Annotated in this window: 20 protein-coding genes and 3 pseudogenes; 13 read left to right on the top strand and 10 right to left on the bottom strand. The window is 58.4% G+C overall.

The genetic code is table 11. The features are described from left to right. Positions 1-22: 22 nt before the first annotated feature. From IEX85_RS14695 to IEX85_RS14675, 5 genes and pseudogenes are all read left to right on the top strand, one after another. Positions 23-979 carry a D-2-hydroxyacid dehydrogenase gene (locus IEX85_RS14695; protein ID WP_188861369.1) on the top strand — a complete coding sequence of 319 codons (957 nt, stop codon included), beginning with the start codon at positions 23-25 and terminating at the stop codon, positions 977-979. Then, positions 946-1,602 (top strand): annotated as a pseudogene (locus tag IEX85_RS14690) (transposase); the annotation flags it as partial. The gene IEX85_RS14695 and the pseudogene IEX85_RS14690, both read left to right, overlap by 34 nt. 261 nt (positions 1,603-1,863) lie before the next feature. Further along, positions 1,864-3,426, top strand: coding sequence for a Re/Si-specific NAD(P)(+) transhydrogenase subunit alpha (locus IEX85_RS14685; protein ID WP_188861368.1), 1,563 nt, complete (start codon positions 1,864-1,866; stop codon positions 3,424-3,426). Between the two features lie 10 nt (positions 3,427-3,436). Beyond that, complete coding sequence (gene pntB / locus IEX85_RS14680; protein WP_188861367.1) at positions 3,437-4,840, top strand: Re/Si-specific NAD(P)(+) transhydrogenase subunit beta; 1,404 nt, start codon at positions 3,437-3,439, stop codon at positions 4,838-4,840. 176 nt (positions 4,841-5,016) lie between these two features. After that, positions 5,017-5,886, top strand: a pseudogene (locus IEX85_RS14675) (Tn3 family transposase); the annotation flags it as partial. Between the two features lie 621 nt (positions 5,887-6,507). On the opposite strand, the gene IEX85_RS14665 reads toward IEX85_RS14675, so the two are convergent. Both IEX85_RS14665 and IEX85_RS14660 read right to left on the bottom strand, forming a co-directional pair. Further along, on the bottom strand, positions 6,508-7,182 hold the full coding sequence (locus IEX85_RS14665) for a TRAP transporter large permease subunit (RefSeq protein ID WP_229721941.1): 675 nt from the start codon (positions 7,180-7,182) through the stop codon (positions 6,508-6,510). A 161-nt stretch (positions 7,183-7,343) separates the two neighbouring features. Continuing rightward, complete coding sequence (locus tag IEX85_RS14660) at positions 7,344-10,769, bottom strand: adenylate/guanylate cyclase domain-containing protein (RefSeq protein ID WP_188861366.1); 3,426 nt, start codon at positions 10,767-10,769, stop codon at positions 7,344-7,346. Between the two features lie 542 nt (positions 10,770-11,311). On the opposite strand from IEX85_RS14660, the gene IEX85_RS14655 reads away from it, so the two are divergent. From IEX85_RS14655 to IEX85_RS14645, 3 genes are all read left to right on the top strand, one after another. Then, entirely contained in the window at positions 11,312-11,812 is a 501-nt protein-coding gene (locus IEX85_RS14655) for a hypothetical protein (RefSeq protein ID WP_188861365.1), read from the top strand. Positions 11,813-12,257: 445 nt separating this feature from the next. Further along, positions 12,258-13,130: a DNA replication terminus site-binding protein gene (locus tag IEX85_RS14650; RefSeq protein ID WP_188861364.1), complete on the top strand. Its 873-nt coding sequence runs from the start codon at positions 12,258-12,260 to the stop codon at positions 13,128-13,130. A 498-nt stretch (positions 13,131-13,628) separates the two neighbouring features. Then, the gene (locus tag IEX85_RS14645) at positions 13,629-13,952 is read left to right on the top strand and encodes a DNA replication terminus site-binding protein (protein ID WP_188861363.1); all 324 of its coding nucleotides are present in this window, start codon (positions 13,629-13,631) and stop codon (positions 13,950-13,952) included. A 214-nt stretch (positions 13,953-14,166) separates the two neighbouring features. Here IEX85_RS14645 and IEX85_RS14640 read toward each other — a convergent pair whose 3' ends face one another. The 7 genes from IEX85_RS14640 to IEX85_RS14610 form a co-directional block, all read right to left on the bottom strand. Then, positions 14,167-14,475 carry an NINE protein gene (locus IEX85_RS14640; RefSeq protein ID WP_188861362.1) on the bottom strand — a complete coding sequence of 103 codons (309 nt, stop codon included), beginning with the start codon at positions 14,473-14,475 and terminating at the stop codon, positions 14,167-14,169. 465 nt (positions 14,476-14,940) lie between these two features. After that, complete coding sequence (locus tag IEX85_RS14635; protein WP_188861361.1) at positions 14,941-15,717, bottom strand: retron system putative HNH endonuclease; 777 nt, start codon at positions 15,715-15,717, stop codon at positions 14,941-14,943. Further along, positions 15,714-17,009, bottom strand: a complete 1,296-nt coding sequence (locus IEX85_RS14630) for an AAA family ATPase (RefSeq protein ID WP_188861360.1) — start codon at positions 17,007-17,009, stop codon at positions 15,714-15,716. The genes IEX85_RS14635 and IEX85_RS14630 overlap by 4 nt, the downstream gene beginning before the upstream one ends. A gap of 446 nt (positions 17,010-17,455) precedes the next feature. Next, complete coding sequence (gene nucC / locus IEX85_RS14625) at positions 17,456-18,181, bottom strand: CBASS effector endonuclease NucC (RefSeq protein ID WP_188861359.1); 726 nt, start codon at positions 18,179-18,181, stop codon at positions 17,456-17,458. Between the two features lie 73 nt (positions 18,182-18,254). After that, on the bottom strand, positions 18,255-19,187 hold the full coding sequence (locus tag IEX85_RS14620) for an AAA family ATPase (RefSeq protein ID WP_188861358.1): 933 nt from the start codon (positions 19,185-19,187) through the stop codon (positions 18,255-18,257). Then, complete coding sequence (locus IEX85_RS14615) at positions 19,187-19,702, bottom strand: HORMA-1 domain-containing protein (RefSeq protein WP_188861357.1); 516 nt, start codon at positions 19,700-19,702, stop codon at positions 19,187-19,189. Before IEX85_RS14615 ends, IEX85_RS14620 begins: the two co-directional genes overlap by 1 nt. A gap of 9 nt (positions 19,703-19,711) precedes the next feature. Then, positions 19,712-20,677: a CBASS oligonucleotide cyclase gene (locus IEX85_RS14610; RefSeq protein WP_188861356.1), complete on the bottom strand. Its 966-nt coding sequence runs from the start codon at positions 20,675-20,677 to the stop codon at positions 19,712-19,714. Positions 20,678-20,866: 189 nt separating this feature from the next. Here IEX85_RS14610 and IEX85_RS14605 point away from each other — a divergent pair, with 189 nt between their 5' ends. After that, complete coding sequence (locus tag IEX85_RS14605; RefSeq protein WP_188861355.1) at positions 20,867-21,190, top strand: helix-turn-helix domain-containing protein; 324 nt, start codon at positions 20,867-20,869, stop codon at positions 21,188-21,190. Between the two features lie 2 nt (positions 21,191-21,192). Further along, the gene (locus tag IEX85_RS14600) at positions 21,193-22,074 is read left to right on the top strand and encodes an ImmA/IrrE family metallo-endopeptidase (protein WP_188861354.1); all 882 of its coding nucleotides are present in this window, start codon (positions 21,193-21,195) and stop codon (positions 22,072-22,074) included. Between the two features lie 83 nt (positions 22,075-22,157). Here IEX85_RS14600 and IEX85_RS14595 read toward each other — a convergent pair whose 3' ends face one another. Next, on the bottom strand, positions 22,158-22,319 hold the full coding sequence (locus tag IEX85_RS14595; RefSeq protein ID WP_444543277.1) for a helix-turn-helix domain-containing protein: 162 nt from the start codon (positions 22,317-22,319) through the stop codon (positions 22,158-22,160). 35 nt (positions 22,320-22,354) lie between these two features. Here IEX85_RS14595 and IEX85_RS14590 point away from each other — a divergent pair, with 35 nt between their 5' ends. The 3 genes and pseudogenes from IEX85_RS14590 (at position 22,355) to istB (ending at position 25,267) form a co-directional block, all read left to right on the top strand. Beyond that, complete coding sequence (locus IEX85_RS14590; protein ID WP_188861353.1) at positions 22,355-22,768, top strand: plasmid pRiA4b ORF-3 family protein; 414 nt, start codon at positions 22,355-22,357, stop codon at positions 22,766-22,768. Positions 22,769-22,941: 173 nt separating this feature from the next. Then, positions 22,942-24,483: an IS21 family transposase gene (gene istA, locus IEX85_RS14585; RefSeq protein WP_188861352.1), complete on the top strand. Its 1,542-nt coding sequence runs from the start codon at positions 22,942-22,944 to the stop codon at positions 24,481-24,483. A 28-nt stretch (positions 24,484-24,511) separates the two neighbouring features. After that, positions 24,512-25,267: pseudogene (istB, locus tag IEX85_RS14580) on the top strand (IS21-like element helper ATPase IstB). The last annotated feature ends 33 nt before the right edge of the window (positions 25,268-25,300 follow it).

Raw genomic sequence — 25,300 nt, 5'->3', positions numbered from 1 at the left:
CAAACGTAGAAGGAGAATAAGCATGCACAAGGTCGTATTTCTGGACCGTTCCACCATCGCCCCGCAGATACGCCTGCGCAGCCCGGCGTTCGCTCATGAACTGATTCAGTACGAGAGCACCCGACCCGAGGAAGTGGTGGAGCGGCTTGCTGGTGCCACGATCGCGATCACCAACAAGGTACCGTTGCGCGCCGAAACGCTGCGCCAGCTTCCCGAACTGCAGCTTATCGCCGTAGCCGCAACCGGTACCGACTGTGTCGACAAGACCTTCTGCCAGCAGCGTGGTATCGCCGTGACCAATATCCGCGGCTACTCGGTCAATACCGTACCAGAGCACACCTTCACGCTGATGCTCGCCTTGCGTCGTAATATCGTCGCCTTCCGCGACGATGTGCTCGCCGGTGAATGGCAGAAATCCGGGCAGTTCTGTTTCTTCAACCATCCGATCCACGATCTGGCCGGCGCCCGTCTCGGGATTATCGGCGAAGGGGCGCTGGGACAGCGTGTGGCCGACATTGCGCGCGCGTTCGGAATGATTCCGCTGTTCGCGACACATAAGGGCAAGCGCGGTTTCGGCCGGCTCTACACACCCTGGGACGAGGTGCTGGCGACCAGTGACATCATCACGCTGCACAGCCCGCTGACCCCCGAAACCCGCGGCATGATTGGACTGGACGAATTCCGTGCGATGCAACGCCAACCGCTGATCATCAACACCGCCCGGGGCGGCCTCGTCGTGGAGGAAGACCTGGTCACCGCGCTCGACGAAGGCTTTATCAGTGGTGTCGGCTTCGATGTCACCGAGGGCGAGCCGCCATCCGCGGACAGCCCGCTGATGCGCATCGCCGGGCGCCCCAACGTGATCCTGACACCCCACGTCGCCTGGGCTTCCGACGAAGCTCAGCAGTCCCTCGCAGATCAACTGATGGACAATATCGAGAACTTCGTCGAGGGCACGCCAAGCAGTACAAGCGCATGAAAAAGGCGATCAAAAAGGTGAACGGCTTTCTGGGGCGGGTGGTGCGTGATCTCGAGCGCCAGGGCAAAGCCCAGGGGCTGGTACTGAGCGACAAACAGCAGGCCTGTCTGCGCCAGGCCAGGCAACTGCTGGTCCAGACGCGCAACAGCAAAAACAAGCCGTACAGTCTGCATGAGCCGGGCGTGGATTGTATATCGAAGGGCACGGCCCATGAGCGCTATGAGTGCGGCGTAAAAGCCAGTATCGCGGTCACCGCCAGGGAGTCTTTCATCGTCGGCGCTCGCAGCAATGCCGGCAATCCTTACGACGGCCTCACCTTGGCAGATCAGTTGCAACAAGTGGAAACGCTTTCAGGCCACAAGCCGGCGTTTTGCTTCGTTGACCGTGGCTATAAGGGATCAGGTGTGGACGATGTGCAGGTGATCATCGCCGGCCAGAAGCGCGGCGTGCCAGAGTCCGAGAAGCGCTAGATGCGCCGACGCAACAGCGTCGAGCCGGTCATAGGACACCTCAAGTCAGATGGCAAAATGCGGCGCTGCTTCCTGAAAGGCGTACTGGGCGATGCGCTCAATGTACTGCTGTGCGCCTGCGGTCAGAATCTGCGCAAGCTGCTGCGGTGGCTTATTTTGCCCCGAAAAAAAATACCGCCTGTTAGTGCAATCTGTGCTCGTCACGTGCTGATCGAGTTGAAAAACGATCAGAAGCAGATGGCGCTTGCCGCTTGAGCGTCCTGTTGCAGAGAAGTCCTCAAAAGCGAGCGGCGGGAAAGTGCCCCGGTGCGTTTTAAATCCTATTTTTCAGGGTCGACTAAACAGGAAGCGAACCTATTTGCACGCCAGGTTGATAGTCCAGCCTCTTACCTACAATTATTCGGAGAAATATAGATGCGAATAGGCGTCCCGAAGGAGATCGACGAAGGGGAAAAGCGCGTTGCCTTGACCCCCGAGGTCGCGACTCAGCTGCAGAAACTGGGTTTCAGTCTCGCCATCGAAACCGGCGCAGGCCTCGAAGCCAGCTTCGATGACGACCAGTACCGTGCCGCGGGTGTCGAGATTATCGAAGACCCGAAAGAGCTCTGGCACTCGTCCGATATCGTGATGAAAGTGCGTCCGCCGAGCCAGCACCCGGAGCTCGGCTTCTACGGCGTGGAGCTGATGGGCAAGGGCCAGACCCTGATCAGCTTCCTGTACCCGGCGCAGAATCCGGAGATGCTCCAGGATCTGTCCGAGCGCGGCGTGACCGCGCTGGCGATGGACAGCGTGCCGCGTATTTCCCGTGCGCAGAAGATGGATGCCCTGAGCTCCATGGCCAACATCGCCGGCTACCGTGCCGTCGTTGAAGCCGCGCAGCACTTCGGCCGCTTCTTCACCGGCCAGATCACCGCCGCCGGCAAGATCCCGCCGGCCAAGGTGCTGGTGATCGGCGCCGGCGTCGCCGGTCTTGCCGCCATCGGCGCGGCCAAGAGCATGGGCGCTATCGTGCGCGCCTTCGACACCCGTCCCGAGGTGAAGGAGCAGGTCGAGAGCATGGACGGCGAGTTCCTGATGCTCGACTTCCCGGAGGAGGACGGCGCCGGTACCGGCGGCTACGCCAAGACCATGAGCCCCGAGTTCATCGCCGCCGAGATGGCGCTGTTCGCCGAGCAGGCCAAGGACGTCGACATCATCATCACCACCGCGCTGATCCCGGGCAAACCCGCGCCCGAACTGATCACCGAAGAGATGGTGGCGAGCATGAAGCCGGGCAGCGTGATCGTCGACCTGGCGGCCGAAACCGGCGGCAACTGCAAGCTGACCGTCGCCAACGAGGTGGTGGAGAAGCACGGCGTCACCCTGATCGGCTACACCAACCTGCCGAGCCGCCTGTCGGCCCAGGCAAGCCAGCTGTACGCCACCAACCTGCGTCACCTGCTGACCGATCTGTGCCCGGAAAAGAACGGCGAGATCGTCGTCAATATGGAAGATGAAGTGATCCGCGGCGCCACCGTGGTCAAGGAAGGCGAGGTCACCTGGCCGCCACCCGCGCCGCGTCTGTCGGTCGCGCCGAAGGCAGACATGGGCGACAAGGCCCGCGAAGCGGTCGAGAAGGCCGAACCGAAACCGAAACACCCGCTGGCCTTCCTGGCACCGCTGGCCATCGCCGGTCTGGCGCTGCTGGGCCTGGGCTCGGTCGCACCGCCGGACTTCATCGGCCATCTGACGGTGTTCGTGCTGTCCTGCTTCATCGGCTACATGGTGATCTGGGGCGTCTCGCACTCGCTGCACACCCCGCTGATGAGCGTCACCAACGCCATCAGTAGCATCATCGTCATCGGTGCCTTGATACAGATCTCGAGCGACAGTCCGCTGGTGGTGATACTGGCGACGCTGGCGGTCTTCATCACCAGCATCAACATCGTCGGCGGCTTCGCCGTGACCCAGCGCATGCTGCGGATGTTCAGGAAATAAGGGCGGAACGATGAACACAGGTGTAATCACAGCTTCCTACATCGGGGCGAGCGCGCTCTTTATCCTCGCGCTCGGTGGCCTCAGCCACCAGGAATCTGCACGTCGCGGCAACCTCTACGGCATGCTGGGCATGGGCCTGGCGCTGGTGGTGACGATCTTCGGCATCATCTCCAACAACTACTTCGTCCTGCTGCTGGGCATGATCGCCGGCGGCGCCATCGGCTGGTACCTGGCGAAAAAGGTCGAAATGACCCAGATGCCGGAACTGGTCGCGATCCTGCACAGCCTGGTGGGTCTGGCGGCGGTGTTCGTCGGCTACGCTAACGCACTGCAGCACAGCGAGCTGTCCGGCGCGGCCAAGACCATTCACGATGTCGAGACCTATATCGGCATCCTGATCGGTGCGGTGACCTTCACCGGCTCCGTGGCGGCATATCTGAAACTCAGCGCCAAGATCAGCGGCAAGCCGCTGCAGCTGCCGGGCCGTCACTGGTTCAACGCAGGTCTGGGTGTGCTGGCGTTCTTGTTCTGCATCCTGTTCGTGCAGGGTTCTGCAGACGGCGGCGGACTGGTCTGGCTGGTGCTGATGACCCTGATCGCGCTGGTGTTCGGCGTGCACATGGTGGTGGCTATCGGCGGTGCCGACATGCCGGTGGTGGTGTCGATGCTCAACAGCTACTCCGGCTGGGCGGCGGCGGCGATGGGCTTCATGCTCGGCAACGACCTGCTGATCGTGGTCGGCGCGCTGGTCGGCTCCAGCGGTGCCATCCTCAGCTACATCATGTGCAAGGCGATGAACCGTAAGTTCGTCAACGTCATCCTCGGTGGCTTCGGCACCAGCGCCAGCAAGGGCGCGGCCCCGGCCGGTCCTGCGGGTGAAGCCGGCGACGTCCAGCCGATCGAGGCGGAAGAAGCCGCGGGCCTGCTGGAGCACGCCAAGGAAGTCATGATCCTGCCGGGTTACGGCATGGCCGTCGCCCAGGCGCAGCACACGGTGTTCGAGATCACCAAGAAACTGCGCGAGAAGGGCATCAACGTGCGCTTTGGCATCCACCCGGTCGCGGGTCGTATGCCGGGTCACATGAACGTGCTGCTGGCGGAAGCCAAGGTCCCGTACGACATCGTCTACGAGATGGACGAGATCAACGAAGACTTCCCGGACGTCGACGTCTCCATCGTCATCGGTGCCAACGACATCGTCAACCCGGCAGCGCAGGAAGTGCCGGACAGCCCGATTGCCGGCATGCCGGTTCTCGAGCCCTGGAAAGGCAAGACCACCATCGTGCTCAAGCGCGGCATGGCCACCGGCTACGCCGGGGTCGACAACCCGCTGTTCTACAAGGAGAACACGCGGATGCTGTTCGGCGATGCCAAGGAAAGCGTCGACGCGCTGTTGAAACAGTTGAGTCAATGATTATGGCTTGGCTGTTTTGCGGATGAATGAGTATCAGGGAACTGGTAGAGAAGTCGGCCTCGATTTCTCACAAATTGATTTCGACAATCGAGCAGTCGCCTAAGCAGTGCGCCTACACATCCGAACTCAAGAAGTCTTGGGAGCGTTATTACGCGGGCGTGGCGGCGTTACAGCTCAAGGTGCCCGCCGATGCGCCGACCGGTTTCATCAAGAAGCGTTGGGCGAAGCTCGTGATGACAGGGGCCGGCATCGATCGGCGCTATTACGAGCTGTACGCGCTGTCGGAACATACAGGGTTCGCACCAGTTCAAGGACTTCGAGGATTACCTTGTACCCGCCGGGAGGTTCGCCAGCCTCAAGCAGACAAGCGAACTGCCGCTGGCCGTGGCCACCGACGGCGACCAGTATTTGCACGAGCGCCTGGAACTGTTGGAGACGCAGCTTGCCACAGCCAACCGCATGGCGCTCGACAACGAATTGCCGGACGCCATCATCACCGAGTCGGGCCTGAAGATCCCGCCTCTCGATGCGGCGGTACCGGATGCCGTGCAGGCGCTAATTGACTAGACAGCCATAGTCCTACCCCATGTCAAGATCACCGAGTTGCTGCTGGAGGTGGATGAGTGGACGGGCTTCACTCGCCACTTCACGCACCTGAAATCGGGCGACTTGACCAAGAACAAGCGCTTGTTGCTGACCACAATCCTGGCCGATGCGATCAACCTAGGCCTGACGAAGATGGCCGAGTCCTGCCCTGGTACCACCTATGCCAAGCTATCGGTATTCCGCCGCGCTGGCCGAACTAGTCAACACCCAGTTCCGGCACCCGTTCGCCGAGCATTGGGGCGCCGGCACCACGTCATCCTCGGACGGCCAGCGCTTCAAGGCGGCTAGTCGCGCCGAGAGCACTGGCCACATTGGGCGACACCAAACTCTACATTCCAAAGCGCGATGCCGCCTACGAGGCTCTGAAACCTATGATCGGTGGCACGCTCAACATCAAGCACGTAAGCGCACATTGGGATGAAATTCTGCGGCGCGCTTCGCGGTCACGGCCAAACCGTCGATGACACGCTGTTCTTACCGGTGATTATGTCTGGCGCGGCAACGCCAAGACCGGTGCTGGGAAATTCAGGCCGCTACGGCCCCTGCAAGCGGGTTAGCGTGCTTTATTTTCCGTTTTCTGAAACGACCCCTTGGTACGCTCGCGGATTAAGTTGCGTTCGAACTCACCCTCATGTGGTGCACTGCATAACGCTGAATTCGAAAGAGAGCTCATTGCTGATCGGACAGTGGCCGGGTTAGCCTCGTCCCGCGCCCGGGGCCGAAAGGGCTGGCGGCCGTTCAAGATGACCGCTGCTAAGCTGCGGCTGGCGATGTCCCCCATGGGCCAGCCGGAAACCAAGGTCGGATCTCTGTGAGGAGCTGGGGATTACCCGCCAGATACTTTACCGGCATGTCTTACCGAAGGGGGAGTTACGTCCATACGGCGTGAAACTGCCGGAACGCAATTGACTCAACTTTGGAGTGGCGTCTAAGTTCTCTTCCCGATGCGGGTGAAAAAAGGCAGACCCATCAATGATGGGTCTGAAGTGGGGTAGCGCATTGTTAACGATGATGACGGCGAGGTAGTTTATTGACCTCATAATCGGTCGTTTAGCGCTTGACTACTTTGCGCATCCAGGCACAGAAGCTGCCGTCTCCAAACGACTACGCAACAACCAGATTGCAGGGCCTAGCAGCACCAGGCTGCTGATTTGGGCATAAATGGACGGCCAGACAGCACAAACCGCTACGGCCAGCCACGCCGCAATCGTCAGAGGGTTTATGGCCGCCAGACCGCTCAGTAGCACGCTGACCGCGATGCAGATCACGCAGCCAAACAGCGCGGCTTGCAGAATGGCGATGATGCCTCCCTGGCCCAGATAGCCAGGCGAGAACAGGAATGGAATCAGGTAGGTCACGGCGGAGAGCGTCAGAGCCCATTTTGCAACTTTGCTCCAGCGCTCGACGGCAATCCCGGCAGCGACAAAAACGGCGATGCAGACCGGCGGCGTAATAACCGACAGGGTGGCGTAGAAGAAGACGAACATATGCGCGGCAAAAGGTTCGAAGCCCATGCCGGTCAGGGCTGGTGCCATCACAGCGGCAACCAGGACATAAGCCGCGGTTGTCGGCACGCCCATGCCCATCACGATGCAAACCAGTGCGACGATTACCGCAACGCCCAGCGGACTGTCGCCGGCCAGCGCCAGGATACCGGAGGCCATTGAGACGCCGATTCCGGTCAGGTTGATCATCGCCACCAGGATCTGGGCGCATGCCAGCAGAATGCCAACCACGACGAGTCCCTTGGCGACGTCGTTGCCGATGGCGTTCAGAATCGATGGGAGGGACTCCTGAGACGCGTGCGGCGCCTTTATCCATGACGAGCCAGAATGGCCGGATTTCGAGCAGTAAGCCGGTTAACGTACATATTCGTTCCGTTGGGCTTCAAACCCCGCTAAGCGCCGTGCGTCAGCTGTTCCAGCAGCGACCTGGCCTCTCGCAGATCGGCGGTGTCGAAACCTTCGGTGAACGGGCGGTAACTGTCCCGCAGCATCCTGAGTGCGTGCACCGTCTTCCCCTGGCGCCGCCACAGCCGGGCGAGGCTGGTCGCGGCGCGCAGCTTCAATGCTCGCGCGTCCTGTTCCTGCGCGGTATCGATCGCCTGCAGCAGGCAGCGCTCGGCCTGCTGCTCCGGCTCAGGGCCCCCGCCCTGCGCCAGCATCAGTTCGGCCTCCTGCCGTAAAATCTCGGCCAGGTACATCCGCTCGCCACTGGCTTCAGCCTGCGTTCTCGCTGTGGCCAGCGCTTTCAGCGCCACCCTGACCCTGCCCGCAGCCCCCAGCGCCTCCGATAGCAGCGCCAGGTATCTCGGATACATCAACAGGCCGCCGCTCGATTCGTAATGTCTCAGCCCGTCACGGATTCGTGCGATGCCGTTGCGATGCTGCCCCTGCCGTGCCAGTGCCCAGCCCGACAGGACGGAGCCGCGCGCGAGCCAGTACGGCAGTCCCTCATCGCTGGACAGTGTCATAGCGGCGTCGGCCCACTCCTGCGCGGCAGCGGCTTCGCCTCGCAGCTGATGCAGCTCGGCCAGCACATCGAAGACTTCGGCCAGCACAAAGGGCGGCGACGATTCCCGCGCCTGGTTGGCGACGTTCTCGCACTGCGCCAGCGCCTGATCCGCGTAACCGCGATACCACAGGATCCAGCCCAGGTAACAGTGCGACAGCATCCCCGGCTCTATGCTGTAGCAGAATACCTGCGCCCGGTGCGCCTCAGGGTCGCCGATCGAGGTGCACTGCTCGAAGTGCCGCCGGGCATCGTCCAGCCGCCCGCGAAAGAGCAGCACCGCCGCCATGGCAAAATGCGCCTGCAACCGGTATTCCTCGTCCTGCTCGCGCCCGGCCAGCCGGAGCAACTGCTCCGCCAGCTCCTGCGCGGTCTGGAAGTTCGCCCGCATGGTGTAATACCGGCGCAAGCCCACCAGCACGGGGAACAGCTGCTGTGTTTCCTGCAACTCACGGCACAGCGACAGCGCACGCGTATAGGCCTGCTCGACCTTCGCCGAGCCGATGCCGCAGACCGACATCTGCGCCGCACCGAGCACCAGCTGTATTTCGAGCTCGAGGTGGTCGCGCTCGCTGCCGGCCGGCAACTGCTGGAGCATTGCCAGGGCGTCGCCCAACTGCACTGCGGCTTCCCGGTTGGCCGAGCGCTGCGCCGCCTGCACCCCGGCCTTGTACTGGAACTCGATCGCCTTGGCGACGTTGCCGCTGCGACTGTAATGATGCGCCAGCTCGCCGAAGTGGTCGTCGAGCCGGTGGCGATACAGTGCCTCGATCGCCTGACCGGTGCGCTCGTGCAGCTGGCTGCGACGCCCCTTGAGCAGGGAACCGTAGGCGACTTCCTGGGTCAGGCCGTGCTTGAAGTTGTACTCCACTTCCGGGAAAGCCGGGTGCTCGTAGATGAACTCGCCGGCCTGTAGTCGCGACAGCAGGCCCTGCAGTTCGTCCTCGGGCCAATCCGACAGCCGGCTGACGAGGCTCCAGACAAAGGCCTTGCCGATCACCGCAAGCGTCTGCAGCAGCTCCTTTTCGGGCTTGGCGAGCCGGTCGATCCGGGTCGTCAGCACGCCCTGAACCGTGGTCGGGATATGCAGGGTTGCCGGCATCCGCTCGAGACGGCAGTGGCCCGGGGCGCCGCTGAGCACCTCTTCTTCGAGCAGCGTCTGGAACACCTCTTCGAGGAAAAACGGATTGCCTTCGGTCTGTTTCATGATCAGCGGCTTGATCGGCGCCAGCGAGGCATCCGGGCCCAGCAGGGTCTCCAGCAACTCTCCGGTCTCATCCTGCCCCAGAGGTTCCAGCTGCAGCTGCGTATAGTGGCTACGGTAACCCAGGCCCTGCGGGTATTCGGGGCGAAAGTTGACCAGCAGCAGTACCCGGGCACCGGCCAGGGCGTCGGCAAAAAAGTCGATGAAGGCCTCGGTTTCGCGATCCAGCCACTGAAGATCCTCGAAGATCAGGATCAACGGCTGCTTGAGGCTCTCGCGCAGCAGCAGGCGCTTGATTGCGTCGAAGGTACGCCGGCGCCGGATGTTCAGGTCCATCTGAGGCAGCGGCGAAGTTGCGTCGCAGAGGCCCAGCAGATAGAGCAGGTATGGCAGGCAGTCCTCGAGCCCGGATTCCAGCGTCAGCGCCTTGCCAGTCACCTTCTCGCGGCGCTGGCGCTCGTCGTCCTGCGGCAGGATTTGCATGTAGTTTTTCAACAGCTCGATCAACGGCAGGTAGGGGAAAGCCTTGCCATGGGATACCGAATAGGTTTCCAGTACCAGGCTTGACGGCTCCAGAGCGTGCTTGAATTCGTAGAATAGCCGCGACTTGCCGACACCGGGTTCGCCCACCACGCCGACGATCTGTCCGTTGCCGGCGCAGGCTCGATGCAGTGCCGAGCGCATCTGCGCCAACTCTTCGCGGCGCCCGATAAAGCGCGCCAGGCCGCGGCTCGCCGCAACCTGCAACCGGGTCCGCAGCGGGCTGCTGCCGAGGACTTCATGCACCACCAAAGGTTCGGGCACGCCCTTGAATGCGGTGGCGCCCAGCGTCTTGAAGCGAAAGTAGCCTTCGGCCAGCCGGTAGGTCTCGTCGCTCACCAGAACCGAGCCGGGGGCGGCGATGCCCTCGAGCCGCGAGGCGATATTAATCGTATGTCCGACCGGGTCGTAGTCGACATGGAGGTCCTCGGTGCGGATCGCCCGGACGACGACCTCGCCGGTATGGACCCCGACCCGGATCTGCAGCGAGACCCCGTCTTCCAGCCGCACCTGGTTGCCGTAGTGGCGCATCGCCTCCTGCATGCGTAGCGCGGCATACAGTGCCCGCTGGGCGTGTTCTTCGCAGCCGATCGGGGCGCCAAACAGGGCCAGTATCCCATCCCCCAGCGACTTGGCGACATGGCCCTGGTAATGGTGGACGGCCTCCATCATCAGCGCGAGCACCGGGTCGATCAGCCGGCGGGCGTCTTCCGGGTCGCGGTCGTGCACCATCGCGGTGGAGCCGGCCATGTCGGCAAAGAGCACGGTGATGGTCTTGCGTTCGCCCTCAGTACCGCTGCGCGCGGCCAGGGCCGCCTGTTCGGCTCGCAGCCGGGCCGCCAGGTGGGGCGGCGGATAAGTTACCGGCGCCGGCATCTCGCCTGTGCTGGCTGCCGGTTCCGCGGCGCCCTTGTCCTCGTCCAGGGCGGCACCGCATTCTCGGCAGAAACGGGCCGCCGGGCCGACTTCATGACCGCAGCGAGGACAGTTCCGTCTCAGCCGGGTGCCGCACTGCTCGCAGAATTTGGCATCTACTGGATTATCGTACCCGCAGTCCGCGCATCGCATTTCAATATAGCCCCGCTATTGTCGTAGCGGGCGGATCGCCCCTTACCTACAAGCTTAGTTCAGCCGCGGTCGGCGAAGACACCGCCCAGATACGGCTTCCCGAGAGACCAATCGGCATCTGATCAGTGGTCATTGCTGGCCCTGGTGCTGCCCTATACCCTCGGCCCCATCCTGCGACGGCAGCATGGCTACACAGGAAGAAAAGGCACTAGGCATCATTGACTGACACGGCGATGCCAACATCCCTGCATCTTCAGGAGGGTTACCCGCAATCGACTTCGGTTGGGCGTGGGTAATCATCCTGAACCTTTATTACTTGGAGCTGCTCTGTTGCAAAAACTGACAACGGGTGAAATGCGGACTGGGTAGAGCTGATCAGACCGCTCATCTCTCGATTGCGATCTTGTGATATTCAAGCGTTTCCGTCAGCATGTCTGGCTCTATGCAGCTATGCATCGACCAAGTACACCACAACACAGAAGTATGAGCACCGAGGCCTCGAGCGGCTCCACGCTGCGAGCGATCGCATAGACTGAAATGCCATGACAGCTGACGCGAGCCCTGACAGCTTTGGCGAGAGCCTCAAGTTCTATTCGGACCGCCATCCGGATCCGGGGAAGCGCACCGCACTCAATGTCCAGTACACCCTCACGCGGGGGCAGCAACCTACCCTCAGTGTGGAAATCGCCCCGATCCACCAACCGGGAACCGCACCGAACTGGGCTGAGAAAACCACTGTGCAGCTGACTCGAGGCGAGCTCGTTGCCTTCTGCAGCGTGCTGTTTGGCCTGCGGAAGCAGATGAGTGGTGCGTACCACGGTGACGCCCGCAACAAGGGCATCGCCGTGTACAACAATGGCCAGGACGGCGCGGCTATTGTGATCGCCGAACGTGGTCACCAGCTGCAGCATTTTCTGACGCCAGATGACCGGCTGGAGTTGGCAGTATTCGCTGTCCGGCGTCAGTCTGAAGCCTGGAAGGTGACGCCTTCCGACGCAATTGCTTTACTCCGGCAAGCGGTTTGGATGGACCGAAACCTGTAACAGTAGACCCCATCAGCAAGCGGTTCGTGTCGTACGCTCCTCGCCTAGAGATTGGTTGAGAGGATTACGGATGTCCGAGCGTAAGATCCCCTTTGGCGCAAAGGGTGGCCGATTGGTCAGGGGTTCCGAGGTCGTATCCGGCGTCCCCGCGAATCGATCGCCGGTAAAGCAGTCCTCCCAGTATATCCGCCTGCTTCATCATAAATTAGACCATCATGCAGAGTGACAAACAAAACACCGAGCCCTGCTCATCTCCCTACCACACTCCAGCCCCGCCCTCCTCTTTCTCTCTCTTTTTCTTTCTTTCTTTCTCCATCTAATCTCAGGGCGTTGGCCAGGGGGTGGGGGATTTCTCGAGGGTTGGAGGTGGGGTTGGGTTATTTCTGCATGATGGTCTAATCTTGTATCTATAGGATCTGTATCAGCCTTGCAGGATCGCTTTGCCATGTCGGATTTCATCGCGGCACAGTTCTCAGCCTTGGAGCGGGATATCTCTTCACTGAGTGCCCTCCTCCAGCGCCTGCCCGTTCGGGCTGCGCTAGTGGCGCCGCTGCCCAATACGCCCCGCGGTATGGAGCATGAGCCGGTTCAGCGGATTGACGTGAAGGCTCATACCGGTAGCGAGGCTATCAAGCTCGCGGCAGCCTGCTATCAGGACCTGCATAACAACATGCGCTACTCCCAGAAAACGTCCCGGCGAACGGTTGGGGTGCTCTGGTTCTCCCCCTCCCAGACCGGAGCGAAACACGAGATCGAAGCGCTGGTCGAGCGTATCAACAACGCAAAGGCCGCGATCGAGTCCTTCGTGACGACCACCTACCACACTCGCAAGGAACGGTTCGAAGCACTCAGGGCCGCGTGTCCCGGCATCATGACGCTGCATCTATACCGACAGATTCGCTGCTACGGCACGGAAAACATCACCTCGGTACGCTTCTCGTGGCAGCGCAAAGACGCCCTGGTGAAGCCCGACAAGGCTGAGCTGCTTCGGCGCATCCACGACGACCTGGCGCACGCGGAGCCCGATTACCAGCTACCGCTCGAGCAGTTGATCGAGAAGGTTGCGGCAACACCGGAGCCGAGCCTCAGGGTACGCCGCCACGTCAAAGTTCAGCCCGCGGCCAACATCATGTTTGGCGAGTCGGTGAAAACGGTCACGGCGCCCATGCCGATCATTGTGCTGCAGGACGCCGACTTGAAGCTGAAGCTGCTCCGCAGCTTTGATGCGACGACACCGCGAAAGGCGCGAGCCGATCGGGTGGCCGCCGAGATCCTGGGCACCTTCGCCGGCACCACAATAGAAGCCTTCCCTGACTAGCCAGCACATACACACCGACATAGGTGCAGTTACACTTGATAGCAGTCATGGAGGGCACTCAGAAAAACGCCTTCATCCGCATACGAACAGCCAATCAAAATGGCGATAACGACACCGGTTGCTGAGCGCCCGACTTTGCAACCGTTCATTCAACATAACATCGAACCGACTGTGGGCAACCCCGCCTCGTCACATCAGGCACTCGCCCCTGAAAGTGTAAGCTGAGAGGTTCGACCGCTAGAATCCCGGAACCGTGCTAGCATGACCAACATGCCAATACAGCTCAAGGACGTGCAGCATGACCGACAAGACGGACTACCTCGACCATCAATCCGCTCTACTCCCCGAACGGCTACACCCCTAGTTACATACGGGCTGGGGATCGTGTTCCAGTTGAGGTCGAAAGCCGCGACATGGAGATAGCGTTGATCAAAGCCTACGACTACGGCATTGAATCGTTAACCACGGAAGGCCAGAAACTGGTACAGCGATTTCTCGATGATGCAGTGCTACGCATGTCTGGCAAGATCGACTGAACCAGCATTAAAAAGAGTCTCTCATTGGCGGCGACCAATCGAGAAGGTTGCGGCAACACTAGAACCGAGCCTCAGGGTACGCCACCACGTCAAAGTGCAGCCCGCAGCCAACATCATCGCCGGCGAGTTGGTGAATACGGTCACGGCGCGCATGCCGATCATTGTGCTCCGGGACGCCGACTTGAAGCTGAAGCTGTTCCGCAGCTTTGACGCGACAACACCGCGAAAGGCGCGAGCCGATCGGGTGGCCTTTGAAATCCTGGGAACCTTCGCCAGTACCCAATAGAAGCCGTCTCCGCCTAGCAAGCACATGCCCGATTGGAGGGGATCATCCGCATGGAAAACCTCGATGGCATCCCGCTCGAGCGCTGTCCAGCGTGCCACACCAAACATTATGTGCAACGTACAGCCGACGATGGAAGCCGATGTTCAGGCTACCGCAACAACCCGACTTCCCGCCTTACCGTCAACCTATCGCGGATAGGCCATCGTGGGCCCTATTAGTAGAGGCGCAGCAGCGGTCGCAATTCATACACCTTGCGCCGCCGCGTGTTGACGACGTGATGGATATAAGCCAGATCCAGCAGGCACCACACGAGCAGGGTGCACACCAGGTAATACCCAACCGTTGCACCGGTAACAAGCGCATAGGCCGTCGCTAACCCCCATAGGGTCATGATGAAACCGGACATCCAGTGACCTAAGTAATACCGGTGAGCCCCAAGGGTTCCGATCACCAGGAGCAGCAGATAGGCTGTGGTTTTCTGGCGCAGCCAGTTTTCATTCTGGAATGTGATGGTCGGGCTCATATCCCATGTCCAATACTCTGTTGCACCACGGTACCCGTGACCGGATCTAGTCGTAGGCGACGGCCATCTTATGAGCACGCGCAGGTCGAGGCTTCAACGTCTCGCCACCAATATACTGTATATATGAACAGCATAAAAGCCTGAACGGCTAGCTCAATGACCTCAGCATAGGCTCGAGTTACGCGTCTCTGAGAAGCGTTTTCGTCTGTTCAGTCCGAAGCGTCCACCCGAGTGAGACACTCGCGACTCGATACGCACCGGACCGGATGATTGAAATCGTGCTGGAGCCGCTCCAGATCCCCTGGTCTGGTGACAGCTATCCGGACCTCATCGCGAACTGTCTGAGTTCCTGTCAGTCCAACGGCCCTATTTTGGGGTAGTTGCGGTATGGCTATCTAATGATCGTTTTCCGGACAAGGAGACCGGTGCGAAGGTGATGAACGCCAGGTACAGGCTGCTGTTGCTCTAGCCGTTATAGCTAATTGCTTTAAGCTGCTCTTCTGCCGCAGCCCCTAGATAGCTACGAATCGCCGAAAAGAATGCCGGCCAATGATTGTTGGCATCCTGACGGAGCAAGGCCTGAGCCAGACGCGAACGTGCTTGTTCTGGTGTATACCCTAAAGCGACTAAGTGTCTGATCTCGTCATTAACCTGGTCCAGCACGGGTTTTCGCAAATCACGGAGCCTGGCCGCATCAAGGCACAGTTTATCTACGGTGGCTTGGGCTTTCCCAATGTCGATCGCCGCTTGATGGCAAGCGGTCGGATTGACCAAAATGCTACCAGTAGCACGATCATATTGAAACAGACAAGGAAATGTGGGTATGTTCAATGGATTCAATATGACGTTATCCCAGTTGTTATCACCTTTGGGTACATCACAGCTGAAGTCAGGCTTGGTAAACCTCTTAGCAGCGTCTATCACGTTCTTCTGCGACCCTCCGTGACAACATCCTAAAAGATTCTGCCAATCTAAATGCCAGTTATGAGAAGTTAAACTGTCAGATTTTGGATGAAAGTGTTCTACTCTGAGATCTGACACAAATCCGTTGGATCCAGGCCTAAGATCAATCTCACAGTAAGCGCACAAGCCTCCTTGATCGGCTACCAGCTGCTCTCGGGTCTGCTTCTTCCGCCTCTTTGCAGGCTTTCCCTTGATAAATTGATCCCAAGTTCTAGAAGCAGATCCCTCTCGATAGGCCTTAAGCTTAGTCGGTTCAGCTCCCTTGCGTACTTTTTTCATTCTTTTCGATCCAGCTCCTTGAGACGGATATCAATATCCAGGCGCATGAGTTCCGGCTCATGTTCCGCTCCCCAACGATCTAACTCTTGGCGTAAGCCGGCCGCCTCAGTGCTATCCCATTTATCTTGAGCAACCAGCGCCTGATAGCGGTGAAGTTTGGTTACGATATCGAGATTTTCAGGGCGGGGCTCCACACCAAGAACCTGTTTGAGGACAAGCTGTGCCTCTGCTCCTTGGGAAAAATCGATTGGGACTAGGCTTGGAACATCACCTTCCCAATCGATTACACGCAAAGAGCGCGGTAAAACCGTGGTTACTACCTGAGGGCTATGGGTCGAGACAATAAACTGTATGTTAGGAAAGGTCTGAGTAAGCTCTGGAAGAATCTTCTGCTGCCAACCAGGGTGAAGGTGTAGGTCCACCTCATCGATCAATACAACCCCTTCCGTATCCAAAGTATCCTGCATATCCGGATTGGCTTCAGCCATTCTGGCCGCAATATCCATGACCATTGCCAATGTTGTGCGGTAACCATCACTTAGTTGCTCTATACGAAGCTGCTTCTTCTTATCATCAACCGTCCAGTCGACCATAATTCCAGCCGGATATGCCCCTCGTGGATTGGAAAAATCCGGCATCAGGCGTTGCACCGCCGCTCGGATTGCTTTAAGTTCAGGAAGCTCAACGTCAAAAGATCGCTGTTCCTTTTGTTTCTTACTCTCCCGCTCTTCAAGATAGTAAAAGTATTCAACAAAACGCCTGAAGTTCGTTCGGCTTTCGAGCGATCCGTCAAAGGAATCAAAACGGGAGAACTCTTTACCAAACCCTTTTGTACGCTGAGGTACATCAAAAACACCACGACCAGTGCCATAATATATAAACACCGGCAACTCAAAGTACTCGCCCTCATTATAGGCGTCGACAAAATGGTCGACATATTCATTAAGAGCCTTCACGCCATCCCCATCGGGAATCTGCGATGCGGTTTTCTTTGTCTGGTCTCGCTTTTCTGTACGATCCCAACGTACTCCGCCGTCGCTCTCGCAGGCTATCCGCATATATGGTGGCTTCTTTCCATCAGGGTAAACACGGAAATCGGTGTCCTTGGGATTGATCCCAGACACCTTAGGCAGTCGCGTCAAGAAAGGCCCCAGTGCAGTAGCAACGGCGTCAAGTACACTTGACTTACCTGCTCCATTACGGGCGACGAGCACGGTTAGTTGTGGCTCAAAGTTGATCTCGAACTCTGCAAAACGACGGAAATTTGTTAGCTTTAACTGCTTTATTTTCACCGATATACCCTCTTCAGTCGTTAGCCATCATACTTGATTATCCGGCCTTTTTCCTCCACATGCGTTCCAAATTCGAGCCACGGCTGGACTGGGCATGATTGAGTTAGTCGTACCATATCTTCAAATGGGGACCGCGCCAGAAAGTGCTGCGCATGGTCGATCTGCACCACGCCAACAAAATTGACACCTTGGCCCAGGTCCTCGGCGCTACCAGAAAGCAATTGAAGCGGGTCGCCCGCTGATTTGAAGATCGCTCGCCAAGATGGCTTTGATGTCCAAAAAACGACCGTTTACGAGAACACGATTATCCGCAGAAAGATCACGATTGACATAACTCGACGCCGTCTGATAAGCGTGATCGGGATAACCAATTGCGGAACAATCCTGATATTTATGGGAAAGGAAGTAGGTATAGTAATCCCGGAATTTACCAGCGGTAAGGTTAGCTACTGAGTCAACCATTTCCCATAGGCATCAATATCAATCATCGGAACTGTTCCACTGAACTGAAGCTGCTCAATCAGCCGGAACAAAAAAGCTGTTGCTGGCTTATTTTCCCGTTCGAACTGAAATCCGTTATTGCGGCTATCGTAGAAAAAGTGCCCATGTGACGCCACGCAACCGATATCCAATCGACCATCAGACAGATCCACGTTGAGTGCCTTGTCGAACGATGGGCCGAGCGGAGGGCTCCAATCGCTTTCAAATGTGAGCAGACCGCCCAATATTGGAATAAGTGGTTTAGCTGGGTACGTGCCTCCGGCATGCGGGATGGGAAGGCTGGTACGGTGAAGTTTGCGAACACTAGCGACTTTTCGCTGAGCATAAGCCACAAGTTCTGCTGTAGCTGTTTGTTTCGCCTCAAAAACGGCGTAAACGCTTTCCGCTGGAACGATGATCTGCTCATCAAATTTGAAAATAAACGGTGAGTACTGCCGGTCAAAAACTACGACATCAATCTGCTCACTAAAGCTACCTTGGCTGTCCACTACGAAAGCTTTGGCCGCTTGGTAGCGTTTTGGCAAGTACGTGTCGAGCATATCGATCCAGACGCCTTCACTGGCGTCCCCTTTTGTCCCTGGGTGATGTAACGCCCTGCGTGCCGTGCCCAAACGATTTTGAATATCATCGTGCAAAGACGCAAGCAGCGTTGAAAGTGACCATTCGGACATACAGACTCCATCAGTAGCGACGAGAGATACCGGCAAGAGCCGGGATCAATGACACATGCTCAGATTAGAAGAATTAATGATCTTGGAAAGTAGGGGTTGGTGACATCGTTTTGGCGGCCATTAATGCAGTATTCCCAGCGACTGCATTATGGGGATATGCTGTAAGGATGATCGATGGGATAAGCCGTTGGATAATGTCGGAGAAGGTAAATCCTGGCGAATTGGCGTCACGCGGACCGGTCAATTGCACCAACTCCTCGATCAACTGAGCGCTAAAACCCAACCCCTCTAATTTGGAACTCAACAGGTACCGTCTCTGTGCATCGTCCGGCCGGCCAAACGTCAAAACTTCTGCCGCGCGCCGTTGAACCGCAGGATCCAAAGCTTTCAAGCGATTAGTACATATTAGAACTGCCGCTGGCAATTTATGATTGGCAATACGATCAATGCCGCGGATGAAGGCGTTGACTCCCGCACGATCCTCATGATGCATCTGCGCGTTTTCTCGAGACTGAGCCAACGCATCGGCTTCATCAATCAGCAACAGCACCGCGCCACGAGCTCTTCCGCTACTATTCTTGAGCTTCTCGGCGGCCTCGATGGTATGGTCAAAGGCAGCCGAAACCAACTGCGTCATTTCACCAACCCGTCCCTGCCCCCGGGTAGCCAGGCTCAACGGGTACAAGGTGATATCAATACCTTCTTGACGGGCGACGGCATCGCCAATTGTTTCTGCCAACTCAGTTTTTCCCGATCCGACATCTCCCGCCAGCACCGCCAAAGGCGGCCGGCGCAATACGGTTTCTACCGCAGCGCGCGCCTGCGGATGATGTTTTTCCGCCCATTCCTGTAAGCCGAACGGATTGACGAGCAGCCCCAGCACCTTGGCTAGTCGCTCTTTCTGCTCGTCCAGCCCGACCAAGCGCGCCAGACGTTCCCGTGGTTCAAAGTCAGGGAAGGACACACGCCGCTCGAATAGCTCATCTAGCGATGGCTTCACGTTCATCACAGGCTCCTTACGCTTGCACGATTGAGGGCACGACCACCCGCCGAATAGGTCTTATCGTTTTCGAGATAGCCGCTGATCCCCGGTTCAGGCGCGCCTGTGCGATCAAACGGCAGATCTTTGAGCGCGCTTTCTTTCTCTGAAGTCGAAGCGTTCGCATACTTTGTGCTGTAGGTCAGGTAGCTGCCAAAATAAGCGCCCGATACGTCCCGCCCGGGGCGAACACGCCCAGGATCATCATCTGAGGCTGAACTGAGGAGATCTCCAGCGGTGTAGCGCAACGTAGGCTCAATCCAATCATCGCCACGCTTGAAACCGTACGTCACTACCCCGAGATAACCAGCCTTGAGCAACACGACCAACTCAGACTCGTATTCCTCGATGTCAACATCGCTCGGGAAGCCATAAAAACGCTGCATCCTTCGGAGGTCAGTCGCTACTTTAGCTGCCATATGTCGGGCATGTGTAACGGTGAAAGTCTGTGTTTCAGCAACGGTCAAGCTATATGAGGACATAGTGCGAATTCACCCTTGGAAAGAAGAACCAAACACTTTCTGCCAGTAGCCAACCGTCAATTGCTTAGTTGGGGCATAAAGTGCTGCGTCAATAGCATCCCCTGCATCCAAGGATGCCTCAATGATCGCGTCGACATTACGTTGGGTATACAAACGCGCCACATTGTTCTTCGGATTGACCGGATCAATGATTTGCACTAGATCAGAGAGCTCCCCCACTTCAGAGGCAGTGTAGTTATCCTCAAATACTATGCGCTCCCGCAATTCGGAGGTCACCAGGTAGGTGAAGAAGGCTTGTAGTGCCTCGGGATAGTTCGAAAAGTCGACGCCTTGGTCACACAGTTTGGCCAGAATTAATTCGATCATGAACGATTTGAACCGAAAGTCCTGTCGCTCCTGCTTCATAAGACGCGCCCAATATTTTGTTAACCGAACTACTTGGGCAAAGTGTGTCGGAGCGGCACGTTTACGCGCCTTAGCAAACTCCAGGTGTAGCGGGATGCTAGTCTCTAGGAACGAACCATCGTCCTGGCTCACCAAATTGCCCCGCCATTGTGGCAGACCGGAATACAGAACCGGTACGACATCGACGTCCAAACCCGAGCCGCGGAAGGACACTGTTACCGAGTAGGTCTGCGGTTTGACCTGGTCTGCGCTGAAATTTGGAAATGCTTTGCGCAGCCGTTCCGCCAGATAGTCGAGCAAAGCGCGAATGTCATGGGGTGCTTCAGAACCGCTGATATACACCGCTACGTCGATATCGTTCAGCGAGCGTAGAGCAGTGCCTTTGGCCAAGCTACCGGACACCATCATGCGCTTCAGGGCGAAATCAGGATGATCCGCCAGATACCCCTGCAGCTTGTCCTGCAGGCGTTGCGCCTGCTCGCGGTACTCCTGCGCCTTTTCCTTGGGCAAGTTCACCTTTTCTTCGGCAAACCGCGCTATGTCCTTATGGTCAACATGCTCTCTGGACATTTCATCCCCCTGGGAGGTCTATACGTTACTAGGGCCGGGCGATGGGCACAGAAGGCAATTCGTCTGGCTGGAAATAAAGTTCGGTATAGCGAACTTTGTGGTAGACTGCATGCTCATGGAGCTTTTGTCAAATCTTTTGTTCGGAAGCGTGGTATATTTAACTCACTAGTAATGAAAGGAAACGCGACGATGACGACCCGTCTCGGCGAGAAGCTCCGCGACCTGCGCAAGCAGCGTGGGCTGACTCTCGAAAAGCTCGCTGACATGGCTGGACTGAGTAAAAGCTACCTATGGGAGCTTGAGAACCGAGAGTCACAACGGCCTTCAGCAGAGAAGCTCACCGCCTTGGCGGATGTGCTGGGAGTGACAACCGCCTACTTTTTCGAGGACGATTTACGCGAGCCTGAGGAGCGACATCTTGATGAAGCCTTCTTCCGCGGATACAAGAATCTTGAGCCGGATGCCAAGGCACAGCTGAGGAAAATTCTTGAAACATTCAAAAAGGACTTTTGAAAATGCCCGAGCGTGAGGTATGGACACCACAAAAAGCAGCTATTCGACTCACACACATTTGTGATCATGTAAGCCAAGCACACGGCGTTACACGGTTTCCGGTCGATGTCAGTCAGCTCGCGCTCGATACTGCCGAGGTATTCAAGTGGTCTGATCCGATCAGCAAAGTCCAGCCAGTCGATATCATGAGTTTCGATGGCGCACTCTTCGCCAATGAGCAACGCACTCGATGGATGTTACTATATAACGAAAAAATCGCTTCACCTGGACGCATCCGCTTTACCCAGGCTCATGAGTTAGGCCACTACATTTTGCATCGGCTCAATAGAGATGAGTTTCAATGCAGTGGCGAAGACATGCTTTCTTGGGAAGAGAAAACCATTGAAGCAGAAGCCGATTTGTTCGCCTCCTTCCTGTTAATGCCACTCAATGACTTCCGTAAGCAATTGGTTCCCGATATCGATATTGAGGCGGTCCAACACTGTGCTCATCGCTACGGAGTTTCCTTGACCGCAGCGGCGCTGAAGTGGATCAAATGTACTGAGGAAAGCGTCGTACTCGTCTTGTCCCGAGATGGCTTCATGAAGTGGGCGTACTCTAGCAAAGCCGCGCTGCGAAACGGAGCCTTCTTCCGTACACGACAAGGCGTGATACCAATTCCCCCCGGGTCGCTTGCTGCCGGGACCATTACGCAGGAGCGCGGAGGTATCGAACTACCGGCCTCGACCTGGTTCCCACATGCCGATCGCTCGACCAGCGTGCGGGAAATGAAGATTCAATCAGACCAGTACGAGTACGTGTTAACCCTGCTCCACCTGCCACGCACAGCCACCGTTTGGCCTCCGTTTGCCGAAGAACCGGAAGTGTCCCCACACCGTTGTTGAACACACACCCAACATAACAGCCATAAGACGCTACAGCCCCGTAATAGCCCCGTGGTCAAGAGGCCCGAGTGGTGCGGCATGGATCAGACATCCGCGCGCAGATACTGATAGAGGGTCTCCCGGCTGATACCGAACTCTCGGGCCAGCTTGGCTTTCGGCTCTCCTGCTTTTACGCGCCGCCACAATGCAGCGGCCTGTTCGTCGGTGAGCGCCTTCTTGGAGAGCGCTAAAAAGCGGGGGAGCAGTGGTCGGTAAGAAGGTCTTCGGATAAGCTGGCGAGATGGTTGCTCCCAAGCCTGCCGTGGCGCCCTGCATCTATCAGCTGCGGATCGTACTGCGCGACATCAGCCCGCTGATCTGGCGTCGGCTGTGGGGGCGCAGCGATGTCTGCATCGCGGACCTTCACGCTGTGCTCCAGATCCTGATGGACTGGAGCGATACCCACCTGCACCGCTTCTCCATCCACGGCAAGGACTATGGCATTGCCCGGCTGGGCGGCATCGCCTTCGCCGACGACCCGCGGCAGGTCAGGCTCACCGACTTCCGGCTGCACCGGGGAGAACGGTTCCTCTATGAGTATGATTTCAGTGACGGCTGGGTTTTAGAGATCCGCTTGGAGGACCGGTTGCATATTCCGGCCCATCGTGAACAGCCATTCCGGCGGAACGTGAACACCCATTCTGGTTCAACGTGAACACCTATTCCGGTTCAAGGTGAACATTTTTGTCGGATTTCCGGAATCGCCGTTCACGGCGCCGGAATCACTGTTCATGTTCCCGGAATCAGTGTTCACGTTCGTCCGGAATCATTCTTAACGCATTGATTTTCAACTTGTTAGGTAACCTCTCCTCATTTTCAGGAGAGGCTATGCCGGCTATCAGGATTCCAATGCGTAAAATCCGAGACGTTCTCCGCTTACGGCTAGCCGCCGGGCTGTCGATCCGCCAGATCAAGGACAGCACCAAAATCAGTGTCGGGGCCATCCAGAAACTGCTGCGTAAAGCCGATGAACTCGGGCTTGTCTGGCCCTTGCCTGACGAGCTCGACGACAGCCAGTTGGCGCGGTTGTTCTACCCCGGTGCCGATACCGCCCCCTCCACCCGTTACCAGGTCCCCGACTGGGCCGCCCTCCATCAGGAGCTCAAACGCAAGGGTATGACCAAGCAGCTGCTGTGGGAGGAGTACACCCAGCAGTATCCCAACCGCTGTTACAGCTACTCCCAGTTCTGTGACCGCTACCGCCAGTGGTGCGGCCAGCAGAAGCGCTCGATGCGTCAGACGCACAAGGCCGGCGAGAAGTGTTTCGTTGACTACTGTGGGCCGACGGTGCCGATCATCTGCGCCAGCACCGGTGAGGTGCGTCAGGCACAGGTGTTCGTGGCGGTGCTAGGGGCATCGAACTACACCTACGCCGAGGCGACCCTGAGCCAGTCGCTGCCGGACTGGCTGGGCAGCCATGTGCGGATGCTGGAATACTTTGGCGGGTCGACCGAGATCATCGTCCCTGACAACCTCCGCAGCGGCGTCAGCCGGGCCTGTCGCTACGACCCGGACTTGAACCCGAGTTACCAGCAGTGGGCTGAGCATTACCAGGTTGCAGTGGTACCGGCGCGACCTTATCGTCCAAAAGACAAAGCCAAGGCCGAGGTCGGGGTACAGATCGTCGAGCGCTGGATCCTGGCGCGCCTGCGCCATCACAGCTTCTTCTCGCTGGCTGAGGTCAACCAGTGCATCCGGGCCCTGCTCGCGGCGCTGAACGAGAAGCCGTTCAAGCAGTTGCCGGGCAACCGCCGGCAGGCCTTCGAGCAGCTCGACCGGCCGGCGCTGCGGCCGCTGCCCAGCCATCCTTACCGCTACGTCGAGATCAAGCCGGTCAAGGTCAACATCGACTACCACGTCCAGTACCAGCAGCATCACTACTCGGTACCGCACCAGTATGTCGGTGAAACCCTGGAGCTGCACGCCAGCGACACCCTGGTCACGCTGCACTTCCGTCAACGGGTGGTGGCGTCCCATCCGCGCAAGCACCGGCCCGGCACCACCACCGAGGCCAGCCACATGCCCAAGCGCCACCAGAAGCAGCAGCAATGGACGCCGGGCCGGCTCAAGAACTGGGCCAAGGACATCGGTCCCGAGGTGCTGACCTGGGTGGCGGAGCAGCTGGTTGCCAAAGCCCATCCTGAGCAGGCCTACCGCGTCTGCCTGGGGCTGCTCAACCTGAGCCGAGACTATCCGGCCGAGCGCTTGGACGCGGCCTGCGGCATCGCCAACCGGGAAGGCTTGATCCGCTTGAAACAGGTCAAGTCGATCCTGCTCAGTAACCGCGACCGGCTGCCCGAGACACTTAGCGTCCAGGCCGAGCTGCCCCAGCAGCACGAGAACATCCGTGGCCCCCACAGCTTCCACTGACCCCTACGACACACCAGAGGACAACCCTATGAGCACCCAGGTCCTGGCGCAGCTGCGCCACCTCAAACTCGGCGGCATGGCCCGCGCCCTGCAAACCCAGCTGGAACAGGTCGGCACCTATGAAGCGCTGCCGTTCATCGAGCGGCTCGGCCTGCTGGTCGAGCACGAAAACCTGAGCCGGGAGCACCGCAAGCACGAGCGCCTGATCCGCCAGGCGCGCTTCAAACTCGCCGCTACAGTACAAGACATCGACTACCAGCATTCCCGCAACGTCAGCCAGGCCCAGGTTGCCCGGCTGGCACAGGGGGACTGGATCGACCGGGCCCAGAACCTGCTGATCACCGGTCCCTGCGGCAGCGGTTAGACCTACCTCGGCTGCGCGCTGGGCCACAGCGCCTGCCTGCGGGGCTACAGCGTCCGCTACTACCGGCTCTCCCGTCTGCTGCTGGAGCTGACCCAGGCCAAGGCCGACGGCAGCTACCACAAGCTGCTCAAGCAGTTGGTGAAGGTCCAACTGTTACAGATCGACGACTGGGGACTGGAGCCGCTGAAGCCGGCCCACCGCAACGACCTGATGGAGATCATGGACGACCGCCACGGCCAGACCTCGACGCTGGTCATCAGCCAACTGCCGACCGACCAGTGGTACGCCAGCATCGGCGACAACACCCTGGCGGACGCCATCCTGGACCGGCTGATGCACAACGCGCACCGGCTCCCGCTGAAGGGTGAGTCGATGCGAAAACTCCTTGGCCAGTTGACCGAAGATGAACACCTGGGCTAAAAACACCAGGGCGTGATGCGTTGAGAAATCAGG

It is taken from the genome of Marinobacterium nitratireducens (assembly GCF_014645375.1).
Classification (GTDB): domain Bacteria; phylum Pseudomonadota; class Gammaproteobacteria; order Pseudomonadales; family Balneatricaceae; genus Marinobacterium_A; species Marinobacterium_A nitratireducens.
Note: the sequence above shows the minus strand (reverse complement) of the source record. Positions and strands in the feature narration are given on the sequence as shown.